This window comes from Hoylesella marshii DSM 16973 = JCM 13450 (assembly GCF_000146675.1).
Taxonomy (GTDB): Bacteria; Bacteroidota; Bacteroidia; order Bacteroidales; family Bacteroidaceae; genus Prevotella; species Prevotella marshii.
Genome location: NZ_GL397214.1, coordinates 254662 through 277975 on the forward strand (window position 1 = coordinate 254662; position 23314 = coordinate 277975).

Below are 23314 nucleotides of genomic sequence, written 5' to 3' on the forward strand. Positions count from 1 at the left end.
GCGTTGTATATGAAACGGAGAGAAGGCGGAAGTAGAATAAGTATGGTCTGATTTGCTATCCTTCGTTCCTATTCTCGTCTCTTTGCAAGCGGTATTCTTCAATCTCTCTGAAACCATTTAGGAAGTCTCGGCCGCTCATGCGCTTCTTTCCGCTTAATTGCAGTTCGGCTATTTCGAGCATTCCATCGGTGGTTTTTACGAGCAATCGCCCTCTTTCTGCGCAGAGACTACCGACAGATTCGGTTTCAGTAAATAGGCTCTCTTCATGCGTTTTAAAAGTCTTATATATTTTCAAAACGGTTTGGGTACCATTGGGAGCAAGCAGATTCGTCCATGCTCCGGGAGCCGGCGATAGTCCACGTACAAAGTCGTAAATAGCTTTCGAGCCTTGTTGCCAATCAATCTGGCAAGTTTCTTTAAAGAGTTTCGGGGCTTGGTGAAGTGTCGCATCTGCGGGAATCATCTCTTCTTGGGCAATGCTTTTTACGTTGCCTTCGCATGTTATCAGTTCATCGAGTGTCTCCAAGCATACTTGTGCGCCTAAGTGCATCAGCCCATTGTACACGTATTCGGCATCAGCATCATCGGGAATATCAAAAGGTCGCTGCTTGATGATGCGTCCGGTATCAATGTCTCGGTCGAGGAAGAAGGTCGTAACACCCGTTTGCTTCTCGCCATTGATGACCGCCCATTGAATCGGTGCAGCCCCCCGATACTGTGGAAGTAAGGCGGCATGCACATTGAACGTACCGTAGCGCGGCATGTCCCAAACCACTTCGGGCAACATACGAAAGGCTACGACCACTTGCAAGTCGGCGCGATAGCTACGCAGTTGCTCCACGAACTCGGGGTCTTTCATCTTCACAGGTTGTAATATCGGCAAACCGCATGTCAGTGCATATTCCTTTACTGCCGAGGGACGGAGCACCGAACCGTGCCGACCTACAGGCTTGTCGGGTTGCGTAACCACGGCCACCACATTGTATTCATGCTCTACAAGCGCACGGAGTGTAGCGACGGCAAACTCCGGTGTTCCCATAAAAACGATTCTTACATCCGATTTCTTCATCATTCGTAGGTTTTACTTGCATGGCCTTGTCATTCGGCCGACATATCTGCCACCATCTTTCGATATTGCTTATATATATGTGTTCGTGTGACATAGCCCATCAACCGACCGTCTACATCGAGTACGGGGAGTTGTGAAGCGTCGCTCTTGTCGAAGCGTTGCATCACGCGGTCCATGGTTTCGTTTACGCCCAACACCGCTTCCGGCTTCGACATCAGCTGCTTAACTTTGAAGTGATGGTACAGTTCTATGCGGAACACGATATGCCGTAACTTCGTGATATCAACTTCGCCAAGGAAGTTTCCGCCGGTGTCGATAACGGGCAAGATACCGCTATGACTTCGGCTCAGTGCATGAACGAGCTGTCCAAGCTCCATGTCGGGGTCTACCGAGGTGTAGCTTTTGTCTATCACACTGTCTAAACTCATGAGCGTGAGCACGGCGCGGTCGGTATGATGGGTAATGAGTTTGCCCTCGCGAGCCAAGCGCATGCCGTAGATGCTGTGCGGCTCAAAGATAATAATGGTGAGATAGGCTGCCACGCTCACTATCATCAAAGGGATGAAGAGCTGATAGCCGCCGGTTATCTCGGCAATGAGGAAGATGCCTGTCAGCGGTGCGTGCATCACTCCCGACATCACTCCGGCCATTCCCAAAAGGGTGAAGTTCTTCTCCGGAAGATAGATCCCCAGCTCATACATGTTCCATACACGGGCGAAGAGGAAGCCACCGAAGGCTCCGATAAAGAGCGATGGAGCAAACGTTCCGCCGCATCCGCCTCCGCCGTTGGTAGCCGATGTGGCAAAGACTTTCGTAAACAGCACCAAGGCTATATAGACGATGAGCAGCTGACTGTGGCCATAGAAGAGGGAATTGTTTAATATCGCGTCCCAATCGGCTTCGGTCTTGCCGCCGAGAAGAATGTTTACGCCGGTATATCCCTCGCCATAGAGCGACGGAAAGAGGAAGATAAGCGTGCTCAACACGATGCCGCCGAGCACTAACTTGCCGAGGGGATGGTTGCGAAGACGACCGAAGATACTTTCGCAGGCCGACATGGTGCGGATGAAGTACAGGGCAATGAGTCCGCAGAAGATACCGAGCAGGATGCTGGCAGGAACGCGCTCAACGAGCCATGCGCTGTCGAGTTGGAAGTTCAGCAGCGACTTGCCACCCACAAACAGATAGGTGAAGCAAGTGGCAGTGATACAAGAGATGAGGATGGGCAACAGCGAAGCCATCGTAAGGTCTATCATCAACACTTCGAGCGTGAAGACAAGGCCGGCGATAGGTGCCTTGTAGATGCCTGCGATGGCAGCTGCCGCGCCGCAACCGACAAGCAGCATGAGCACCCGATTATCCATTTTGAAGAGTTTACCGAGGTTGCTGCCGATGGCCGAGCCGGTGAGCACGATGGGCGCCTCTGCTCCCACAGAACCTCCGAAGCTGATGGTAATGGCTGAAGCGAGCACCGAACTCCAGCAGTTGTGTCCCTTCAGTCGGCTGCGTTTTGAGCTGATGGCGTAGAGTATGCGGGTGATGCCGTGGGAGATGTCGTCTTTCACGATGTATCTCACGAACAGTGAGGTGAGGAAGATGCCGATAACGGGGAATACGAGATAGAGCCAGTTGAACGATTCGCTGTGGAAGCCGGAGGTGAGCAGTTGCTGTATCTGCCCGATAAGCCAATGGAGCACGAAAGCGGCGATGGCGGCGAAGAGCCCCACGAAGAACGCCAACACGAGTGTAAACTGCCGGTCGGTAACGTGTTGCTCGCGCCAATCGATGAGCCTTTCGAGCAATGTGGGTTGAAGGTCGAGGGTGGTATCGTTTGCCATGTTGCTGTGGGTATGTGGGTCAGGGACGGACGATTTTCACTTCGCCGTCGGCTGCGAGCTTGATGATAGACGAGGGTGTGTGCGGTCGCTTCTCTTGCCGACGACTGTGGCACACGTAGTCCACGCTTTCGAGCAGTTCGGGGGCGATGTCGCAGTAGTTTTGGGCAGCGGGTTGGCCGCTGATATTGGCGCTGGTGCTGACGATGGCTTTCTGGAAGCGATAGCAGAGTTCGCGTGAGAAGGCTTCTTTCGTGATGCGCAGGGCGATGCTGCCATCGTCGGCAATGAGGTTGGGTGCGAGGTTCACTGCGCCGTCGAGGATGACGGTGGTGGGTTTCTCGGCCACATCGAGCAAGTCCCAGGCTACGGGCGGCACGTCTCTCACGTAGCGTTGCAGCCGTGCGTCGCTGTCTACCAGACATATCAGTGCCTTGGAGTCTTCGCGTTGCTTGATGCGGTATATGCGGGCTACGGCTTCTTTGTTGGTAGCGTCGCAGCCGATGCCCCACACGGTGTCGGTGGGGTAGAGTATCACGCCGCCTGCCTTGAGCACTTCTACGGCTTGCCGGATGTCTTCTTGCTGTGTCATGTTGCTTTGTCGGTTGTTTCTCGGACGTGCAAATATAGCGAAAAATCCGTTGGCATTGAAACTTTCATCCCACTTTTTCGTCGCCGCTCCCTTCGCTCTTTTCTCCCGTTCCGCTGCCTCTGACATACATTTTGCGATAGCGCGAGCCGGCGTTGTGCAGTTTCCCTTGGGCTTCGAGCCGGCGGGCAAGGCGATAGGCTGATGCTTTCGAGAGATTCAGCTCGGCACGCAGGTCGCCGATGAAGATGTAGTCCGTCTCGGCGAAGAGGCGGTCGAGGGCGGCATCCACTTCGGCATCTGTGGGCATGGAGTAGGGGTCTTGCCGGTAGGTCATGTTTTCAAACTTCGTTGTGCTCAACAGTCGCATCAGTCGCTTTTCGGGGCGGAAGTTAACGGTGCGCACATAGGGGTTTCGCAGGCGGAATCGATGGGTTTTCGGGTCTTCGTAGAGTTCGCCTTTGATGGAGAGCGAGAAGTAGCCCAGCCCGGGCAGATGCACGCGATTGCCGAGCATGAGCTGGTCGGCCATCTCTGTTTTCACGGCTTCGAAGGCACCGATGAGGTCGGCTGTGGTGAGTGCCGTTGCCTTTTCGATGTGTTGCCCCATCAGTTCCATTCCTACTGTGTTGTACATGTCAACCACGATTCGCCAAGCATCTTTCTTGGCCAGCGAACCGGTTGTTTTCATGAGTTTATAAAATACTGACATTGTTTAAAGGTTTTAAATGAGTATATCGGTTGATGCTTCATGTTATCATCGTCATTCCTTTTCATAGGCGAACGACCCTCTTAGTTTAGGAGTTGTTGTCTTTAGATGCAGGAGTTGTTGTCTTTAGATGTAGGAGTCGTTCCCATTAGATACGTAGATATTTAAATTATCATCGTGGTGAAAAATATTTATCATCGTGATGAAAAATAATTATCATCGTGATGAAAAATAATTATCATCATGATGAAAAATCATTAATCATACTGCAAAGATAGTAAGAAATACGGTATCGTGCAACCTTTCTCCCCATTATCTTTTGCCAAGCTCCTATTATCTGTGGTCGTAAGGCTGCCATTTTGAAAAAGAATCCTTATCTTTGCACATAAACAATCAACTCATATCACCCATGAAAAGAGTATCGTTGATAGGGCTGTTGCTGCTGACAACGGCTTTCGCAATGGCTGCTAAGGAATATAAAGTGAGTACGGCAGCCGAGTTTATCAAGGCTATCGGCTCAGACCGCGTGATAACCGTCAGTGGGGAACTGAACCTATCGGACGTGTTGGAATATGCATACTGCTGCGTCGCGGTGAAGCTCGCGACCATACAGGAGGGCGATACACCCAAGGCACACGCATATAGAGACGAAGTGTTCGACGGTTATCAACTCGTGCTCAATCAGTGTGTAAACCTCGTCATACAAGGTACCGATGGGGCTGCTATCGTGGTGTCGCCACGCTATGCCTACCCGTTGAGCTTCCGCAACTGCCGCAACATGACGCTGCGTAACCTTACCATCGGACATACCGACGAGGGCTACTGCCAAGGGGGCGTGTTGGAGTTTCAGTCGTGTGAAGACGTGCAGATAGACCGCTGCGAGCTTTTCGGCTGCGGCATCGAAGGCATTACCGCAACTAATACGAGTCGTCTGAATTGCACGAAGAGCATCATACGCGATTGCAGCTACAGCATCATGACACTCTCGCAGGGCTTCAACAGCAAGTTTACCGACTGTGACTTCTACCGCTGTCGTGAGTTCTCGTTGGTGAATATTGCGAACTCCTCGAATACCGCGTTCGTGCGTTGCCGGTTTACGCAGAATCGGGGCACGCTGTTCGCATCAAACGGACAGAACAACGTGTCGCTGCGCAACTGCGAGATACACCATACGGGACAGCTCGGCAATATAGACATCTGCAAGTTTCCTTCCACAACCTATGTGCAAGACGACGTGGAACTCAACGACCGCGGCATAGGTCCTACCGTGCGGCTGCAACTCTCGGCCAGCAAAGAGGGCGAGGTGACGGCAGACGAAGATGAATGTGGCGGCGAAGAAGAAGTGGATGAGAATGAAGGAGCACTCACGCCCGAGGAACTTTGGGGACAGGAGATTATCGATGATTGGCAGGACGTGGGCATAGAACTGCCGGCGGGAAAGCCATCGAACATCAAGGAGCTCGTGACCGTCTTCTGCAAGGCATGGCCGAGCGGGGAGGACAGTCCGCAGCGCGCGTTTCTCAACTTCCTCAATGGTAAAGGTGCTTACCGGCGCTACAACTTTCAACAGCCCGATGAGCCCGTAGACGCGACAAGCTCTATCTATGCTTATACGGATAAAAGCGGCCGCGAGGTGGCATTTGAAATCAGTGAGGGATGGCTCACCGTCTTCTTGCCCGATACGGGGGTAGACCTTGCTGCCGCTTTATGGAAACGCAACAACGGGCATAAACTGTTTATCGTCTGCCTCACATACACCAGCTATCAAAACGACCAGCAGCTCATCTTATGCTACGACTTCAATCCTGATACGAATACACTCTCGCCCGACCTTCGCACAAGCGAACGTATCGCCCCCGGTTACGACGGTCTACTGCGTCTGCCGCAACGGGGCACAAGTCTGACGATTATCAACAAAGAAGCGAGCGATACGGGAAATTATGAGCAGTATTGGAACGGGCAAAACTTTAATAAGCGTGTGCCCATGCGTCATGATTGAACCCTAATCAGCCCTTAGACCTCAAACAATGGTTTGCAGACGTCGCTGGCATCCAGCGAACAGAAACAACGGTTTGTCGGTTTTCGTATATAAAGAACGCCTCCCAAGAGTCAATGGTTGAACTCTTGGGAGGCACTTCCTTTTTATATATACGCGATGTGGATTAGAACTCTGCGTTCTTAGGCGTGCGGGGGAAAGGCACTACGTCGCGAATGTTCTGCATGCCGGTAACGAAGAGGATGAGACGCTCGAAGCCGAGGCCGAAGCCACCATGCGGACACGTGCCGTATTTGCGGGTATCAAGATACCACCACATGTCTTTCATCGGGATATGGCGTTCTTCTATCTGCTCCATCAGCTTGCCGTAGTCTTCCTCGCGTACGCTGCCGCCGATGATTTCGCCAATCTGCGGGAAAAGTACGTCGGTTCCCTGAACGGTCTTGTTGTCATCGTTGAGCTTCATATAGAAAGCCTTTATCTCTTTCGGGTAGTCGGTCATGATGACAGGCCGCTTGAAATGCTCTTCCACAAGATAACGCTCGTGCTCGCTGGCGAGATCCATGCCCCAAGAGACGGGGAACTCGAACTTGTGTCCCTGTGCTACGGCCTCTTTCAGAATGTCGATACCCTCGGTATAAGTGAGCCGCTTAAAGCTGCCCGACACGACTGAACGCAACCGCTCGAGGAGCGTCTTGTCTATCATGCTGTTGAGGAACTCGAGGTCGTCTTGGCAGTGGTCGAGTGCCCATTGCACGCAATATTTAATGAAGTCTTCCTCTAAATCCATCAGGTCGTTGAGGTCGATAAAAGCAACTTCAGGCTCAATCATCCAAAACTCTGCCAAGTGTCGGGGCGTGTTTGAGTTCTCGGCACGGAACGTGGGGCCGAAAGTGTATATCTGTCCCAATGAAGTTGCACCGAGTTCGCCTTCCAATTGTCCGCTGACGGTGAGCGATGTCATCTTCCCGAAGAAATCGTCGTCATATTTTATCTTGCCTTTCTCGTCCTTCTTCAAATCATAGAGGTTCTGGGTGGTTACCTGAAACATCTGTCCTGCCCCCTCAGCATCGCTGGCTGTGATGATGGGGGTATGGAAATAGAAGAAGCCGCGGTCGTGGAAGAATTGGTGAATGGCGATGGCCATGTGGTGACGGATGCGGAAGACGGCACCGAAAGTGTTGGTGCGCAGACGAAGATGACCATACTGACGCATATACTCAAATGTCTGTCCTTTCTTCTGCATGGGATAATCGGAGCCACAAAGACCATATATCTTTATATCCTTGCATTGTATCTCCACGCTCTGTCCCTTGCCCTGACTCTCAACGAGCGTACCCGTTACGGAGAGACAGGAACCGGTGGTTATCTGTCTGAGCGTCTGCTCGTCGGTCGTTGACGTATTGACGACTATCTGCACATTCTTAATGGTGGAGCCGTCGTTTAGTGCAATGAAGTCTACGGCCTTGCTGCTGCGGTGGGTTCTTACCCAGCCCCGTACGTTTACGGTAGCGCCGAAATCGGTACTTTTCAGTACGTCTACAATCTTTGTTCTACGCATTGTTTCCATCTTGTTCTATCTCCATTATTCAAAAGCGCCCATGCGCAACATGTCTACTTCTTTCTCGGTAAGGAAACGCCAATCGCCACGACGCAGATATTTCTTCGTGAGTCCGGCAAATTGTACGCGGTCAAGACGAACGACTCGGTAGCCCAAGCTCTCGAAGATACGACGTACGATGCGGTTTCTTCCGCTGTGAATCTCTATGCCGACCTGCTTCTTGTCGTTGTCCTTGGCATATTCGATGGCATCGGCATGTATCTCTCCGTCGTCGAGGGTGATGCCTGTAGCAATCTGTTGCATGTCGTGCATTGTTACTTCTTTGTCGAGGAATACGTGGTAAACCTTTTTCTTCAAGAACTTAGGATGCGTCAGTTTGCTGGCCAAATCGCCGTCGTTGGTGAAGAGCAGCACACCTGTAGTATTGCGGTCAAGGCGACCTACGGGATAGATGCGTTCGGGACAGGCTCCCTTTACAAGTTCCATCACGGTTTTCCGCTGTTGCGGGTCATCGCTTGTGGTAACATAGTCTCTCGGCTTATTGAGCAATACATAGACTTTCTTTTCAAGCGTTACGGGTTGGTCGTGGAACTTCACTTCGTCGGTACGCACAATCTTTGTGCCCAGCTCGGTAATGACCTGTCCGTTTACCGTGACCACACCGGCCTGTATAAATTCATCGGCTTCGCGACGGCTACATACGCCGGCATTGGCTAAATATTTGTTCAGACGTATCGGTTCGTTGGGGTCGGTGTGTTCTTCCTTATATTCGATACGTTTCTTCATGCTGTATTTGGCGTGGGGATCATAGCCCGGGGTGCGCGGACGATAGCCACCTTGATTGTAGCTTCGCGGTTGATAGTTGCCACGGGGCGGATAACCGCCGTAGTTGTTGTAGCCGCCTTGTCGGGGCTGTCCGTAGTTGGGGCGTGATTGATAGCCGCCTTGCTGATAGTTGTTTCTCGGACGATAACCACCCTCGCGGGGCTGATAACCACCTTCGCGAGGCTGATAGCCCCCCTCCGGATTGTTGAAGCGTGGACGATAACCGCCTTGTCGGGGCTGTCCGTAGTTGGGGCGTGGTTGATAACCGCCACCGGCTTCTCCCTCTTGGTTGTTGAAGCGCGGACGATAACCACCTTGTCGCGGCTGTCCGTAATTGTTGTTGTAGGGGCGCGACTGATAGTTTCCACCATTGTTATAACGGGGACGGTAGGGACGGGGCGACGACATGCCTTCGCCTCCGCTTTGTAATCCGCCGCCAAAGCCTTCGGGACGGAAACCTCCATCTTCTCGGTTCCCATTTCTGTCGCTGCTGTATGCATGTTGGGAGTGGATACGCGGGCGCTGTGTGCGGCCTCCATGATACTCATTGTTGTAGCCTTGTTGTGTGGGGCTGTAGCCTTCACGGCTGGTCTCATTCTGTTCGGAAGAGAAATTGTCCTGTTTGTTTTCTAATTCTTGGTCCATAGTTCTTTGTTGTTTTAAAATGTTTTGAAAAGGCCTCACGGCCATTGGATGATTATAATAACTATTTTGGTGTATTGTCAGATTCCTGTATAGTTGCGAGGGGTAATGGCTTTCAATTCTTTTTTCACCTCGGGCGAAATATGAAGCGTATCGATAAATGCACTGATACTTTCGTGTGAGATATGGGTGTTGGTACGTGTGAGTGCTTTCAATGCTTCGTAGGGATGCGGATAGCCCTCGCGTCGCAGTATGGTTTGTATGGCTTCGGCCACTACGGCCCAGTTTTCGTCGAGGTCGCGGGCAATCTTATCTTCGTTGAGAATGAGTTTGCGCAGGCCTTTCAGTGTGCTTTGTATGGCGATGATGCTATGCCCGAGGGGTACGCCGATGTTGCGAAGTACCGTGGAGTCGGTAAGGTCTCGCTGCAAACGACTGACGGGCAGCTTTTGTGCGAGAAACGCAAAGATGGCGTTGGCGATACCCACGTTTCCCTCGCTGTTTTCGTAATCGATAGGATTCACTTTGTGGGGCATAGCACTTGAGCCTACCTCACCCGCTTTAATTTTCTGTTTAAAGTAATCGGCCGAGATATACATCCAGAAGTCGCGGTTAAGGTCGAGAATGATGGTGTTCAGTCGGCGGATAGCATCAAATACGGAGGCCAGATAGTCGTAGTTGCTGATTTGTGTGGTATATTCTTCGCGATGCAGACCGAGGACTTCGGTTACGAAACGGTTGCCGAAGTCTGCCCAATCATATTCGGGATAGGCCACGTGGTGGGCATTGAAGTTGCCTGTGGCACCGCCGAATTTGGCTGTCTGTTTACAGGCTTTCAGCGTATTGAGCTGCTCTGTAAGTCGATAGACGTAGACCCTGATTTCTTTGCCTAATCGTGTGGGCGATGCGGGCTGCCCGTGGGTGCGTGCCAGCATAGGAACGTCTTTCCATGCGTCGGCAAGGTGGCGTAATTGTTCGATGAGTTCTTCCATCTGCGGCTCATACACCTCTTCCAGTGCTTCTTTCAGCGAGAGGGGTACCGACGTGTTGTTGATGTCTTGCGAGGTAAGGCCGAAATGCACGAACTCTTTGTATGCCTCGGGGATGCCAATACGATCGAAAGCCTCTTTGATAAAGTATTCCACGGCTTTCACGTCGTGGTTGGTAATGTTTTCGATATCTTTCACACGACGGGCATCCGTTTCCGAGAAGTCGGTATAGAGGCTGCGAAGTTGCGGGAAATATGTTGCGGAAAAATCGGAAAGTTGCGGCAAAGGCAGCTGGCACAGTGCAATGAAATATTCTATTTCTACGCGTACTCGGTATCTGATAAGTGCATATTCGGAGAAATACTCGGCCAATCGTTCTGTTTTGTTGCGGTAACGCCCGTCGATAGGCGAGATAGCTGTCAGGTTGTTAAGCGTCATGGCGTTTTTGTTATTTCGGGCAAAATTACGAATTAATCTTGATATAGGTGCTGTTGGTGCCTTTAAAGTATTATAAAATTGACCTTATCGGATGCCGGCGCTTCAAGCGCCACAGCCCAATCAACTTCGACAATCCGAGAATCATTGATGCTTTGCTTCTGTTTAGTCGTACAGATTGTCTTCTTTGCTCTCCGGCTTGCCGATGGTAAGGTTGACCAAGTCGTAGTAGCTTCCGTTGTAGACGTTGAAGTCCACGTAGCCTTTGATGCCGGGCAGTCGTCCCACGTCCGTGTGTTGCCAGAACTTCCACCGACCTTTATATTCCATGGTGTCCACATAGTAGTGGGCAATCCAGTAGGGATAATCGTCGAAGCGTTCGTCGTTAAGGTAAGCGAGTTTGAATTTATAATAGGTGTAGAGGATGGGCTTCACGTGATAGCGGTCTTCCACCACATGAAGCCATGTGAGGATGTCGCGTTTGAAATCTTCTACCGAGCGGTCTTTGGGCTTGTGCTCCACGTCGAGGACGGGCGGCAGGTCACCATCTTCCAAGTGTACTTGTTTTAAGAAGTAGTAGGCTTGCTCGCGCGCACTGCTACGGTTGCTCCAGAAATGGTAGGCACCGCGGATGAATCCGTGTTCGCGGGCTTGGTAGAAGTTGTCGTTGAAATTGTCGTCCAAGTGCTTTGCGCCTTCGGTGGCTTTGATAAAGATGAATCGCACGGGTGAACCTTCTATTTGGGCATTGCGTTGCAGTTCGTCCCAGTTGATGTCGCTTTGATAGTGGGAGATGTCGATGCCGTGTATCTCATAGCCGTCGGGGAAGTTGATGTCACCATAAAGTGCTCGCCATCGGAAGCCGGTAGGACTGACGAAGAAATAATAGAAGCCCCACGTGTAGAGTGTCAATACGCATAGCCCACCGAGCCATAAAGCCCAAGCGGGATATTTACGCAGGAAGCGCGGTCGTCGCGGATGTAGACGCAGATGAGGTGTACGCCGACGGTGACTGCGCGGTGCTGTGGTCGTCTTCTTTCTTGTGGCTCGTCGTGTTCCGGTCATTATGAAACGTAGAAGTACAAGGACGCAGCGCATCCTTGTACTTGCTTTGACTTGTATGTATGAGATTTATTCATGCTCCAGCTGAAGCGTTTTCGTGGTGCTGTCGCATACCGAGCTTGGCCCCCAGTATTGTATCGGTCCGGGATAGATGTAGGCCGTTTCACGCGCCCAACGTTTGCGTTGTGCCACAAACGTCTTGAAAGGTTTCCCGTTGAGGTCTACGAGTGCTTTGCGGATAACGGGTTTCATCTCGCCGTTACGCCGCTCAATATTCATCATCATCGTAATGGGCACGCCGCCGGCTTTCCATTCGTCGGTGTCGGCTGTTGTATTTTTCACCACGGCCATGTAACCCGTTTTTCCGTTGGCGATGAGCTGTGCGGCACTCACGCCGAGTGAGTAGCAATAGTCGGCATCGAAGTTCGACGGACAAGCGCAACGTCCCTCATAGCCGAGGAAATGGTGGATCGAGGCAAAGTGTCCCGTGAACCGGCCTTCTTTTTTCCATGTGTCGAGCAGGGCTTCTACCATGTCGGAGAGCAGGCGTTCGGTCTCGATGAGCGACACCTGTACGTTGCCGTGCGGGTCTCTGTCGAGCGACAGCTGACGGGCAACGCCCTCGGGCAATGTCTCAAATGTAGCGGCATTGGCCTTTGAAAGATGCGACAGAATGTAAGCACGCTGGGCTTCGTCGTCAAGGTGGCGATATTCTGCGCCGTGCTGGGCGAGCAAATCATTCAGTTCTTGTATCAATCGGCCAATGGCGGGGATGAACTCAATCAGTCCTTCGGGCACGAGTACCACGCCGAAGTTATTACCATCGGCAGCACGCATGGCCACGGCTTCGGCAATTTGCTCCACAATCTCGTTGAGTGTAAGGTCTTTTGCTTCCACTTCTTCGGAAATGATGCAGATGTTGGGCTGACATTGCAAGGCGCATTCGAGGGCGATGTGGCTGGCCGAGCGTCCCATCATCTTGATGAAATGCCAGTATTTGCGTGCCGAGTTGCTGTCGCGCTCAATGTTGCCGATGAGTTCGCAATAAGTTTTCGTAGCAGTATCGAAACCAAATGAAGCCTCTATCTGGTCGTTTTTCAAATCGCCGTCTATCGTCTTCGGGCATCCTATCACCTGTACGCCGTAGTTCTTTTCCGCATAATATTCGGCCAGCACGCAGGCGTTAGTGTTGGAATCGTCACCACCGATAATAACGAGTGCCTGTATATCGAGTTGGCGGAGAATTTCGTACCCTTTTTCAAACTGCTCCACGGTTTCTAACTTTGTGCGCCCGCTTCCTATCATGTCGAAGCCACCGGTGTTGCGGTATTCACCTATGAAATCGGGTGTCAGTTCCATGTAATTGTGGTCTACCAAGCCCCCGGGTCCCATGAGGAATCCGTAGATATGATTGTCGGGATGGAGTTGCTTCACGGCATCAACCAAACCGCAGATGACGTTGTGTCCGCCCGGTGCTTGTCCGCCACTCAGAATCACGCCAACATTCAGTCGTTTCGACGGATGACTCTCTCCCTTAACAAATTCCACGAGAGGCATCCCGTATGTATGAGGGAATAGTTTCTTGATTTCGTCTTTGTTATCCACGCTCTGTGTCGGAGTTCCTTCTTCAATCTTTACTGCACCTTGGAGAGCTTTAGGCAACTTAGGCCTGTATGCTGCTCTTTCCTTTTGCAATGCACTTTTTTCCATTTCTACTAAAAATTAATGTTTAATGAACCGTTTGCGGTTCTTTCATTTTATCTATTCTTGTCTGTTATCAATAAGCCTAAAAACAAAGCTACCTATTTTATTGCTTGCAAAATTACGGATTTTCTGCGACATAATACCGATTCGGGATGAGAAAATGTTTCTTTGCTATTGTCGCTCCATGGAGAATCCTTTGCTGCATTCACATTTTCGATTGATAGAAATCGAGATAAGTCTGTGCCACTTTTATATAATCATGATGACGGTTTACATATTCGATGCTCTGCTGTTGCAGTCGAGCGATGTCCACTTTGCCGGTTGCTAAACGCTCCAATGCCTCACAGACACTTTCCTTATAGGGCAATACATTGATGATGGGACGCAATTCATCCTCGCCGAGTATCTTGTAATTCTCAGGCTCTCCACCGCCCACACATACAATACCTTTCGACATGGCCAGCAGCGTATTCATCGATGGTGTGTAGCTATACAGTTGGTCGAGCAGCACATCGGCTTTGTCCATCATCTGCTCGTATTGCACGAAAGGCACGTTTTCGGCTACGATGAGTTCTATGCTGTCGGGATGACGCGAGGCCGTTTCGCGGGCGACTTCAAGCAGAATATCTGTACCTTTGTAAGCATTGCGGCTACGATTGATGCCGATGAACAGGCGCAAACGTCGATTCTTGTCGTAGGGAACGAACGGGTGTTCGGGCAAACGGATGGGAAACGGAATGAAGCAAGTTTTATTTGGAAAGTTTGGATGATAGCATGCCCAATATTCGTAAAGGCCGGCAATAATGCCGTCGCAATCTTCAGCCACGTATCGGTTAAGTCGTTCTTTGCCCGTTCCTATCCAGTCGTGCCGTTCGTTCATGGCATCTGCATCGGTGCGCAAGGTCTCGCCGATGTTGAAATCGCTGTATCTGAACGGTCGATTGTGGCAACATGTGTGTACCCAATAGTAGTCCATACCGAATGCACCGAGAAAAACGCGCCCGTTGTGGCGGCGTAGATAGCGATAAATAGGGAAGATGCGTTCGGCGCGGAGTTCGAGAAACATGGGATTGATGAGCTGCACCACGTCGTAACCACGCAAGCGGGGAAGCAACGCATACAATCGTGCCATATAGGCAATGCCACCCCATTTGCCTGTAGTGCGTGCGAGATTGATGTCACGGGGATAGTCTTTCCAAAAGTCCCCATTGGAAACTACGGTCACGCTATGCCCCAAGGTGCGCAGTCCCTCGGCCAGAGTATGGTGCACGTTGCTGTATTCGCCCAATAACAGTATGTTCATATCGGAAGGTGTGGAATCAGTTGGCAGAGCAGACGGCGTCCCGTTCGATGGTTTGCAAGACGGCGAAACCATTGGTATTTTCTTGTATAGGACTTGTCGGGTAGTGGGAAGAGACCTTTTTCATACAGTCGACTGACGCGCTTCTCTAACTGCCGATACGAGCGGGTCTGCATGATTATGTTGTAGAGATAGTCCATTGTGAGTTGTGCTACCCTGCGTTGTAAGGCTTCGCTGTTGATGGCCGTTGCTTTTGTTGCCATGAGGTGGAGGCGCCGGATAACATCTTCTTGGTCGGCAAGGCGTTTCATCACGCTTCGACTGTCAGTGCGTTGCATGATCGAATCTTCTCGGATGCGGTAGTAATATGCTTCGGCATCAGTGGCAAACACACGCTCTGCCCGCAACAGAAGTTGAGGTGTAAACTCTTCATCTTCGTGGTAGATGCCCTCGCGGAAACGCAGATTCCCTAATATTTGCCGACGGAAAAGGTAACCCCAAGCTGCCGCACGGATGTTGTTGTGGCGCATATAGCAGGCACCGTCCATAGGGGCATTGAAATGCAAGGGGATATTCCCTGTCTTGTTTCTTGATGAATGGAAGAGTACGAGGTCGGGTTGCTCATAGCGCATGATGTCGAGACAATGCTCGTAAGGTGTGCGTATCAGGAAATCGTCGGCATCTATCAATTGTATATAGTCGCCCTTGCACAGCCGAAGTCCTGTATTACGGGCATTACTCAGTCCGCCGTTCTTCTGTCTCACGTACACGATTTGGTCTATGATGTCGTGCAAATCAGCAATCGGAGCATGTTCCGAACCGTCATCGATGACAATTATCTCGCGTTCGTTTTCCTTCAGCGACAGTGCGAGAATGCTGTCAATACACTCGCGGAGCATATCAACAGGGATGTTATAACAAGGGATGATGAAACTAATCATTGTTATTTTCGGTATTTGCTGATGAATTGATGAATGCGACATAGGCTTTTCATACCCGATGCTTTGAGTATCAGTGCTTTCAGTAGGGCTGTAAGGGGCAGGTTGCAGCTTAGGATAGTGCGCAATGGAATCTTCTCTTTAGGCAATAGGAGCCGTGTGTCGCCCATGCGGAAAATATCTATCTGAATATTAACTAAATGCAGATAATAGCGCATGCGTGCCTCTGGTGAAGCTTTCTGCGGAGAGATGTATTCTTGGCGGATAAGCAAATGCCATTCTAACAGTTGCCGCAAATCCTCGCAACGGGCAGATGCAGTGATGCCCTCGTTGTTCTTCCAATAGTAATAAAGGCCGCTGCTGATGGTCAGAATATTGGCAGAGGCCTGCAAGAGACGTGCCGTGGTGATGATGTCTTCAAACACTTTGCTGCGAGGAAAGCGAATTTCGTGGAAGAGGCAGCGACGATACACTTTGTTCCAAGCATAGGCATGCAGGTAGCCTTGTTGCTCTATCCAATACGCATGCAGGTCTGTATAGCCATGGTTGCCAAGCGAAAGATACTGTTGGCGAGAGCTTCCGTAGCCTACAACCACAGGAAACTCCACAATATTGTATTCCGTATGACGTTTGAGAGCTTGCAGGGCTTCAGACAAGGTGTCAGGAGCGAGCGTGTCGTCGGAATCTATGAAAGCGATGAATTCACCCTGTGCGTGTGTCAGACCTGTGTTGCGTGCTTCGCTCAGTCCGCCGTTCAGTTGATGGATAACCTTGATTCGCTTGTCGTTCTTTGCCCATTCGTCACACATTTGGGGGCATTTGTCGGGCGAACCGTCATCTACCAATATCATTTCCCAATCCACAAACGACTGTTGTCGCACGCTTTCGATGCAGCGGTCGAGCACATGTTCTACGCGATAAACGGGGATAATGATACTTAACTTCATATGCTTTTCTTTTGCAAAGGTAACTTCTTTTTTTGAGTTATTGCAAAGTCTTTGAAACAATATATTGCTTCTAAGGAACTGCTCTTGGGATAATTATTATTACATTTGCAGTAAAAATAGACGAACAATGATTATTTTTCCCTGTGCAAAGATTAATTTGGGGCTCAATGTCGTATCTCGGCGGAACGATGGTCTCCATGATATTGAGACGGTTTTCTTACCCATTCCGCTGACGGATGCATTGGAAATCAAGTGCATGGACGAACAATTTCCCGTAGAAGATGCGTGTAACCTGACGATATCGGGCATCTCTGTCTTTGGTAATGGCGAAGATAATTTGGTGGTTAAGGCGTATCATTTGCTGGCAAAAGACTTTGAGTTGCCGCGTATCTACGCCTATTTGCACAAGCGTATTCCTGTTCAGGCCGGAATGGGAGGCGGTTCCAGCGATGCCGCCTATATGATAAGGTTGCTCAATGAGCGTTTTTCTCTGAATATGAAACAAAAAGAGATGGAGGCGTATGCCGGCCGATTAGGGGCTGATTGTGCTTTTTTTATCGCTTCCAAGCCGGCTTTTGCTTTGGGAACAGGAAATATTCTCGAACCTTTCAACGGCCTTTCCGAGCATTTGAAAGGCTATTACTTAACCATCGTTAAACCCGATATAGCCGTTTCCACCCGAGAGGCTTACAGCTTCATCACTCCCAAACGACCGGTAAAATGCTGCAAAGACATCGTTGCAAAGCCTGTGGAAACATGGCGGGAGGAATTGACCAACGATTTTGAAGCGCCCATTTTCTCGAATTATCCGACCATTGCAGCCATCAAGGAGCAATTGTATAGCCTTGGTGCCTCTTTCGCACTGATGAGCGGAAGCGGAAGTGCTGTGTTTGCCCTCTTTAAGGAACGACCTGTCCATATAGAGCAAACGTTCGGTCATTACTATACTGCTGTCATGCAACTTTAAGCCCAAATCGGTCATGAGAGCCTGTATAGGAAACCATGTTATCCCTATTAAAATGGTAAATAAGCAGTCTCATGACCGATTGGGGTTCAATCTTTACCCTGTTTTGTTTGAATATGAAAGACAATCAAAATGAAATGTTTCCCGTTGTAGATGAAGAGGGAAATATCTTAGGAGCTATCTCTCGCGGTGAGGCGCATAACGGTTCAAAGGTTCTTCACCCTGTGGTTCATCTGCATGTGTTCAACAGTAAAGGCGAATTATACCTGCAAAAACGACCTGCATGGAAAGACATACAGCCCAATAAGTGGGATACGGCCATCGGCGGACATGTGGATTTAGGCGAAAATATTGAGCAAGCGTTAGCGCGTGAAGCGCGTGAGGAGTTACAGATAACAGACTTTCAGCCGCAAACCGTGGGGCGTTACGTCTTTGAAGGACTAAGGGAACGGGAGTTGGTCTACGTCTTCTCCACCGTTTATGACAAGCCTATTACGCCCAACAAGGAAGAGTTGGCTGAAGGAAAATTCTGGTCGCGCGAGGAGATATTGACTGCAATAGGCAACGGCATGCTTACTCCTAACTTCGAGGATGAATATTCCGCTTATTGGGGAAGCAAGTGAGCAGACCCTTCATTGCCTCTTTTCCCATATACATACAGGTGTGTTTGGGATAAGATTATTTGGACTGTAAGCCCTAAAATAAGGTTTGCTGTGCGAAAAGAGGAAAGGTAATGAACAACAGAAAACAGACAGGGATGGGCGGCAGCATAATGCTTGTTGTCTTGACGTGGGAGTTCTAAGATCTCCGAGGCTTTTCATTCTTGCATACATTTAACAGGGCTGTTCCCCCTGCCTTTGGTCTGTCGCACTTACAGCGCTCCATTTTGTGGTGCCCCTTTACCCAAGGCGTTGCCTTGGGCTGACATCTTACGCGCCTTGCAGCGCTCGCCTTTCAATCCTCAAAGGCGTGTAGTCCAATTCACACAACCCTATATTTCATTCGTTCATAAAGCCCCACTAAGTTCTACAAGAATGCGGTATGTCAGCCTATCGCATAGCATCGGGTACACGATTCGGGATAAGAGATTTTTATCTAATAGCCCTGAAGGGGCGACAGACCTTAGACAGGGGTAAGCGGTAGCGTAGCCCCTGTGTCGTGGATTCCCGCTATCTAAGCCCTGAAGGGGCGGCAGAGCACGAATCCTCCATCCTCCGTCACCCCTACGGGATTCATCTTTCTACACATGCTTATCAGGGGTGGCGCTCTTACGAGCTTCACACCCTGCCTAAAGTCTTACGCCCCGTCGGGGCGTACAGTCCAGATAACCTTATCCCGAACTCGTGTATCGGGTATATGGCATTCCCTCAACTAAGCTCTGCAGGAGCGCAATTTATCAGTCCAGCGCATAGCGCTGGGTATAGAACGTTTCTCTAAACGGAGCACTGAAGGTGCGATACTGAAATGAAAAAGCTAAGCCATTACATCGTAACAGCTTAGCTTTTATCGTGTGATAGCTTAGCCTTGAGGACGTAAAAGCACAGCTTTTACAAAACGGCTGCTATCATGTTGAGGGATAATTAGTTAAGATGGAGGTCTTTTTTGATGAGCTCTATTTTCTCCATGCTTTCTTTTACGCAACGTTCGTAGCACCCTTCGCACTTCATTTCTCCCTTTATTTCGAGGTAGAACTTTATCTTAGGTTCAGTTCCCGACGGACGTACACTCACTTTGGTGCCATCTTCGCAGAACCATTGAAGCACATTGCTGGGTTCCGGCATGTTGAGTCGGGTCGTTTGTCCCTTATCGTCTTTCGCTTCCAAAGTCTGATAATCTTTCCAACAAACCACCTTGCTGCCGCCTAATTCCTGCGGTGCATTCGTACGGAAGTTTTCCATCATCTTCTTTATCTCATCGGCTCCGCTCTTTCCGGGCTTCACGACATTGATGGTGAACTCATGTGAGAATCCGTATTCCAAGTAAATGTCCATGAGCAAATCATAGAGCGTCTTTCCTTGGTCTTTAGCGTATGCGCAGATTTCGGCCAGCAGTGAGCAGGCGGAAACAGCGTCCTTATCGCGTACGAAATCTTCGGCCATGAAACCGTAGCTTTCTTCGCCGCCACCGATATACTGCTGTTTGCCTTCAGAAATACGTATCTCGCGGGCTATCCACTTAAATCCGGTGTAGCAATCGCGCATTTCTATATGGTTTTTCTCTGCGATTTTACGAATGACTTCCGTAGTGACAATGGTTTTCACGATATAATCGTTGGGTCGCATCTTTCCCGTTTTGATGCGGTTGGTAATGATATAATAGAGGAAGAGCAGACAGGTCTGGTTACCATTGATAAGTATCCACTCGCCTTTATCATTCTTGCAAGCCATTCCCACGCGGTCGGCATCGGGGTCGGAAGCCATCACGATGTCGGCATCCAATGCCTTTGCATCTCTCAAAGCTAAAGTCAGTGCCTCTCCGTTTTCAGGGTTGGGACTCACAACTGTGGGGAAATCGCCGCTCCGCTCCATCTGTTCTTTCACGCAATGCACATTTTCAAATCCCCAGAGTTTTAGCGAACGGGGTATCATTGTCATACCTGTTCCATGTAGCGGAGTATAGACAATCTTCAAATCTTTTTGCCTTTGGATGATGGCAGGGTCGATGGAGACGGTACGAATCTTCTCAAGATATATGTTGTCTATATCCTCGCCAATGAGCTGAATCAGACTTTTGTCTCCTTTGAACTTCACATCCTCCACTTTCACCTTGCCCACTTCGTCGATAATGCCTTTGTCGTGGGGTGCCAACACCTGTGCGCCATCGTCCCAATAGGCCTTGTAGCCGTTGTATTCTTTCGGGTTATGGCTGGCTGTAATATTGACACCACTCTGACAACCGAAGTGTCTGATGGCAAAAGAGCACTCCGGTGTGGGGCGCATGTCTTTGAAAAGATAAACCTTTATGCCGTTTGCCGAGAAGATGTCGGCTACTGTTTCGGCAAACAGACGACTGTTGTTGCGGCAGTCATGGCAAACGACAACAGAAATTTCCTTGCGTTCTGCAAAGTTTTTCTTTAAGTAGTTGGCCAATCCTTGAGTAGCCATACCCACGGTGTAAATGTTCATTCGGTTGCAGCCTGCTCCCATAATACCGCGCAGTCCGCCTGTTCCGAACTCCAACTCCTTGTAGAAACTCTCTATCAAATCGGTCTTATCGGCAGTCGCCAACATGTTTTCCACTGCCTTACGGGTTTCCGCGTCGAAAGCCGGAGATAACCATTGCTGGGCTTTCGCCCCGCATTGTGCGATTAATTCTTTATTATTTTCCATACTCAAAACTATAATTTTATGTGTTATTTGTTATATGATGCTATGCCACAAAATTACGAAAAAAATGGGATTATCTAAGGAAATGAGTGCACGTTTTTATGATTTTACAACTTGTTTTCTTTATCCGGTTGCCGGATAACGTAAAAATTCCGTATCTTTGCAAGATGTTTTATCGGTGACTCTTGCTTATGTGCAAGGCATGGAAAGCATATTATCTAAACAGAAACAACCATGTATTATACGGGCGTTATCATTGCTGTGAGCACATTCCTCATTATCGGGCTGTGTCATCCTCTTGTCATTAAAGCGGAATATTACTGGGGTACCAGACCTTGGTGGGGATTTCTCATCGGGGGCATTGCAAGCCTCGGTTGCGCTTTTTTTATAGAAAACGTTATCTTCTCGTCTATTATGGGCGTGTTCGGAGCTTCTTTGCTGTGGGGTATCGGCGAGCTTTTTGAACAGAAACGCCGTGTGGAGAAAGGATGGTTTCCTATGAATCCAAAGAGAAAACATTGTTATCGAAAGTCTTCGGAGGAAAAAGAATGACAGTTTGTAGCATTCTTCCGAACAGATAGAAAACGTTTTATGATGAAGACCGTATTGATTGTTGTTGGTAAAACAGTGAATCAACATCTTGTCGCAGGCATAGAAGACTATGCACAGCGCATTGCTCATTACATGCCGTTTGAGGTGATAACTCTGCCTGAACTGAAAAACACCAAAAGCCTGAGTGAGCAGCAGCAAAAGGAAAAAGAAGGCGAACAGATTCTGAAAACAATATTGCCTACCGATACGGTTGTGTTGCTTGACGAACACGGAACAATGTTTCGGAGTATAGACTTTGCAAAGTGGATAGAAAAGAAGCAAGGCTTCTGTAAGCGATTGGCTTTTGTCATAGGCGGCCCTTACGGTTTCTCAAGCAGTGTCTATGACAGGGCGAATGAAAAAATATCTCTGTCTAAAATGACGTTTTCACACCAAATGGTGCGATTGGTTTTTACCGAACAACTATACAGGGCTTGCACGATTATTAAAGGAGAGCCGTATCATCACGAATAACAAGTACGTTTTCTGTCTATAGGGGAACAATGTAAAGGATAGTATAATATAATTGTGCCACCAATATATAGATGAAGAAAGTAGGTGAAAAGGCTGTAATGCCATAGATAAGAGCACGGAAGACCTGTACCAAAGAAGTGTAACGACCGCATACCAATCCGAATGTGACGGCAGAAACCGTGCCGATAAAACAGAGAATAGGTATGAGGCTGCGACTGAAACTGCTGGGAAAAAGATGTCCGTTTACACTCAACAGAATGGCATGAGGTATACAGGTAAGCAACACAAGAATAGCTATCAACACCATCAACAGGCCGGCGACAAACCGCAATGCCAGCAAATGACGATAGGGGAGCTTTTTTCTTGCGAGAAGCAAGATAACGGATGCCACCATCCCACTATCTTTGATAACTCCGTATGCAACAGCAATGAGTAACAGCCAAGCCAGCATAGACCCCGAAATATTAGACGTAAAATGCCCGAAAAGCCATCTGACGCCTTCCGAACTAAGGATGGAGCGCAAGGGAAGTTGCGGCATGGAAGAGGCCACAACCCACGATATGAGGATGACGAATGCATACAACACGCATAATGCAAGTGCGCCTTTGGCGGCATATCGTTCTATGGCAGCTCGGTTATTCATCGGCTTCGAGATTGTCTATATCTAATATACGCAGTTCCAAAGCTCTGACAACAAGACGTGTGGCGTTGATTCCGATACCTCCGTTACCATCGGGAAACAGCTTCTGGACAAGTTCATTTTGCCTCTTTTCCAAGCTTTTAACACCAAAGGGCATGCCTCTAAGGTTGGTAATCTGTTCTTTGGTGTAGCCCAAAGCTAAATGACGAAGGAAGCGCTCGTCGTATTCATCTATCTCGTAGTTGATGAGTGCTTCTTGCTTTTGTAATTGATGATGAATGCTATGCTTGAATCTGTCGATGATTTTTTCGAGAATAGGCTGGTTGAACACAAGTCTTTTTCCATTCATGACGCTGAATACATCGCCTCGGGTAAGCAGTTCTCCACTCTTGAGAATAATGCCATCGGCTCCAGCATCGAGTACATCTACCCAGAGTTTCTCATTTAGTATCTCGCCCGTAAATATGAGAATCTTGATATGCTTTTTTGTTTCTTTTGTTTGTCGGCATATCTCCACACCTACGGTCGTTGAGCCTCCAAGTCCTAAATCCAGCAAAACCAAGTCGGGTTCCTGCTGCTTCATGAGCTTCCAATACGCCTGTTCGCTGTCAGCTGTGCCGATGATTTCGGCTTCGGGTATATCATTTTTGATGATACCTACTGTGCCTTTCAATTCTAAAGGCACATCTTCTACGATAATCACTTTAAATTTTTCCAT

Annotated in this window: 20 protein-coding genes; 5 read left to right on the forward strand and 15 right to left on the reverse strand. The window is 49.3% G+C overall.

Annotated elements, in window-relative coordinates:
* Positions 1-55: 55 nt before the first annotated feature.
* The 4 genes from fmt to HMPREF0658_RS01090 all read right to left on the reverse strand — a co-directional run bounded on the left by fmt (position 56) and on the right by HMPREF0658_RS01090 (position 4205).
* Positions 56-1069: a methionyl-tRNA formyltransferase gene (fmt, locus tag HMPREF0658_RS01075; protein ID WP_024990892.1), complete on the reverse strand. Its 1014-nt coding sequence runs from the start codon at positions 1067-1069 to the stop codon at positions 56-58.
* A gap of 29 nt (positions 1070-1098) precedes the next feature.
* Positions 1099-2907 (reverse strand): chloride channel protein, encoded by a 1809-nt coding sequence (locus HMPREF0658_RS01080; RefSeq protein ID WP_006947937.1) that lies wholly within the window; start codon positions 2905-2907, stop codon positions 1099-1101.
* 19 nt (positions 2908-2926) lie between these two features.
* Positions 2927-3496 carry an L-threonylcarbamoyladenylate synthase gene (locus HMPREF0658_RS01085; RefSeq protein WP_006947938.1) on the reverse strand — a complete coding sequence of 190 codons (570 nt, stop codon included), beginning with the start codon at positions 3494-3496 and terminating at the stop codon, positions 2927-2929.
* A 64-nt stretch (positions 3497-3560) separates the two neighbouring features.
* Positions 3561-4205: an HU family DNA-binding protein gene (locus HMPREF0658_RS01090; protein WP_006947940.1), complete on the reverse strand. Its 645-nt coding sequence runs from the start codon at positions 4203-4205 to the stop codon at positions 3561-3563.
* Between the two features lie 406 nt (positions 4206-4611).
* On the opposite strand from HMPREF0658_RS01090, the gene HMPREF0658_RS01095 reads away from it, so the two are divergent.
* Entirely contained in the window at positions 4612-6201 is a 1590-nt protein-coding gene (locus HMPREF0658_RS01095; RefSeq protein WP_006947941.1) for a right-handed parallel beta-helix repeat-containing protein, read from the forward strand.
* 163 nt (positions 6202-6364) lie between these two features.
* Here the strand turns inward: HMPREF0658_RS01095 and asnS are convergent, their stop codons facing one another.
* From asnS to HMPREF0658_RS01135, 8 genes are all read right to left on the reverse strand, one after another.
* Complete coding sequence (gene asnS / locus HMPREF0658_RS01100) at positions 6365-7768, reverse strand: asparagine--tRNA ligase (RefSeq protein ID WP_006947943.1); 1404 nt, start codon at positions 7766-7768, stop codon at positions 6365-6367.
* Positions 7769-7783: 15 nt separating this feature from the next.
* Positions 7784-9229: a pseudouridine synthase gene (locus HMPREF0658_RS01105; RefSeq protein WP_006947944.1), complete on the reverse strand. Its 1446-nt coding sequence runs from the start codon at positions 9227-9229 to the stop codon at positions 7784-7786.
* 77 nt (positions 9230-9306) lie between these two features.
* Positions 9307-10653 carry an adenylosuccinate lyase gene (gene purB / locus HMPREF0658_RS01110; RefSeq protein ID WP_006947945.1) on the reverse strand — a complete coding sequence of 449 codons (1347 nt, stop codon included), beginning with the start codon at positions 10651-10653 and terminating at the stop codon, positions 9307-9309.
* A gap of 162 nt (positions 10654-10815) precedes the next feature.
* Positions 10816-11715: a glycoside hydrolase family 25 protein gene (locus HMPREF0658_RS01115; RefSeq protein ID WP_006947946.1), complete on the reverse strand. Its 900-nt coding sequence runs from the start codon at positions 11713-11715 to the stop codon at positions 10816-10818.
* 66 nt (positions 11716-11781) lie between these two features.
* Positions 11782-13422, reverse strand: a complete 1641-nt coding sequence (locus tag HMPREF0658_RS01120; RefSeq protein WP_006947947.1) for a diphosphate--fructose-6-phosphate 1-phosphotransferase — start codon at positions 13420-13422, stop codon at positions 11782-11784.
* A 199-nt stretch (positions 13423-13621) separates the two neighbouring features.
* A complete protein-coding gene (locus tag HMPREF0658_RS01125) occupies positions 13622-14719 on the reverse strand; it encodes a glycosyltransferase family protein (protein WP_006947949.1) in 1098 nt (365 codons plus the stop codon).
* A complete protein-coding gene (locus HMPREF0658_RS01130; RefSeq protein WP_006947951.1) occupies positions 14716-15657 on the reverse strand; it encodes a glycosyltransferase family 2 protein in 942 nt (313 codons plus the stop codon). Before HMPREF0658_RS01130 ends, HMPREF0658_RS01125 begins: the two co-directional genes overlap by 4 nt.
* A gap of 2 nt (positions 15658-15659) precedes the next feature.
* On the reverse strand, positions 15660-16601 hold the full coding sequence (locus HMPREF0658_RS01135; protein ID WP_036883807.1) for a glycosyltransferase family 2 protein: 942 nt from the start codon (positions 16599-16601) through the stop codon (positions 15660-15662).
* Positions 16602-16728: 127 nt separating this feature from the next.
* Between HMPREF0658_RS01135 and ispE the strand changes: the two genes are divergently transcribed.
* Together ispE and HMPREF0658_RS01145 are read left to right on the forward strand one after the other, a co-directional pair.
* On the forward strand, positions 16729-17568 hold the full coding sequence (ispE, locus tag HMPREF0658_RS01140) for a 4-(cytidine 5'-diphospho)-2-C-methyl-D-erythritol kinase (protein WP_006947953.1): 840 nt from the start codon (positions 16729-16731) through the stop codon (positions 17566-17568).
* A gap of 113 nt (positions 17569-17681) precedes the next feature.
* On the forward strand, positions 17682-18188 hold the full coding sequence (locus HMPREF0658_RS01145; protein WP_024990894.1) for an NUDIX hydrolase: 507 nt from the start codon (positions 17682-17684) through the stop codon (positions 18186-18188).
* 957 nt (positions 18189-19145) lie between these two features.
* Here the strand turns inward: HMPREF0658_RS01145 and HMPREF0658_RS01150 are convergent.
* Positions 19146-20894, reverse strand: a complete 1749-nt coding sequence (locus HMPREF0658_RS01150; protein ID WP_006947955.1) for a phospho-sugar mutase — start codon at positions 20892-20894, stop codon at positions 19146-19148.
* 231 nt (positions 20895-21125) lie between these two features.
* On the opposite strand from HMPREF0658_RS01150, the gene HMPREF0658_RS01155 reads away from it, so the two are divergent.
* Positions 21126-21443, forward strand: a complete 318-nt coding sequence (locus HMPREF0658_RS01155; RefSeq protein ID WP_006947956.1) for a DUF4491 family protein — start codon at positions 21126-21128, stop codon at positions 21441-21443.
* 42 nt (positions 21444-21485) lie between these two features.
* The gene (gene rlmH / locus HMPREF0658_RS01160) at positions 21486-21956 is read left to right on the forward strand and encodes a 23S rRNA (pseudouridine(1915)-N(3))-methyltransferase RlmH (protein WP_024990895.1); all 471 of its coding nucleotides are present in this window, start codon (positions 21486-21488) and stop codon (positions 21954-21956) included.
* A 16-nt stretch (positions 21957-21972) separates the two neighbouring features.
* Here the strand turns inward: rlmH and HMPREF0658_RS01165 are convergent, their stop codons facing one another.
* Together HMPREF0658_RS01165 and HMPREF0658_RS01170 are read right to left on the reverse strand one after the other, a co-directional pair.
* Entirely contained in the window at positions 21973-22599 is a 627-nt protein-coding gene (locus HMPREF0658_RS01165) for a hypothetical protein (protein ID WP_006947958.1), read from the reverse strand.
* A complete protein-coding gene (locus tag HMPREF0658_RS01170) occupies positions 22592-23314 on the reverse strand; it encodes a DUF5932 domain-containing protein (protein WP_006947959.1) in 723 nt (240 codons plus the stop codon). Before HMPREF0658_RS01170 ends, HMPREF0658_RS01165 begins: the two co-directional genes overlap by 8 nt.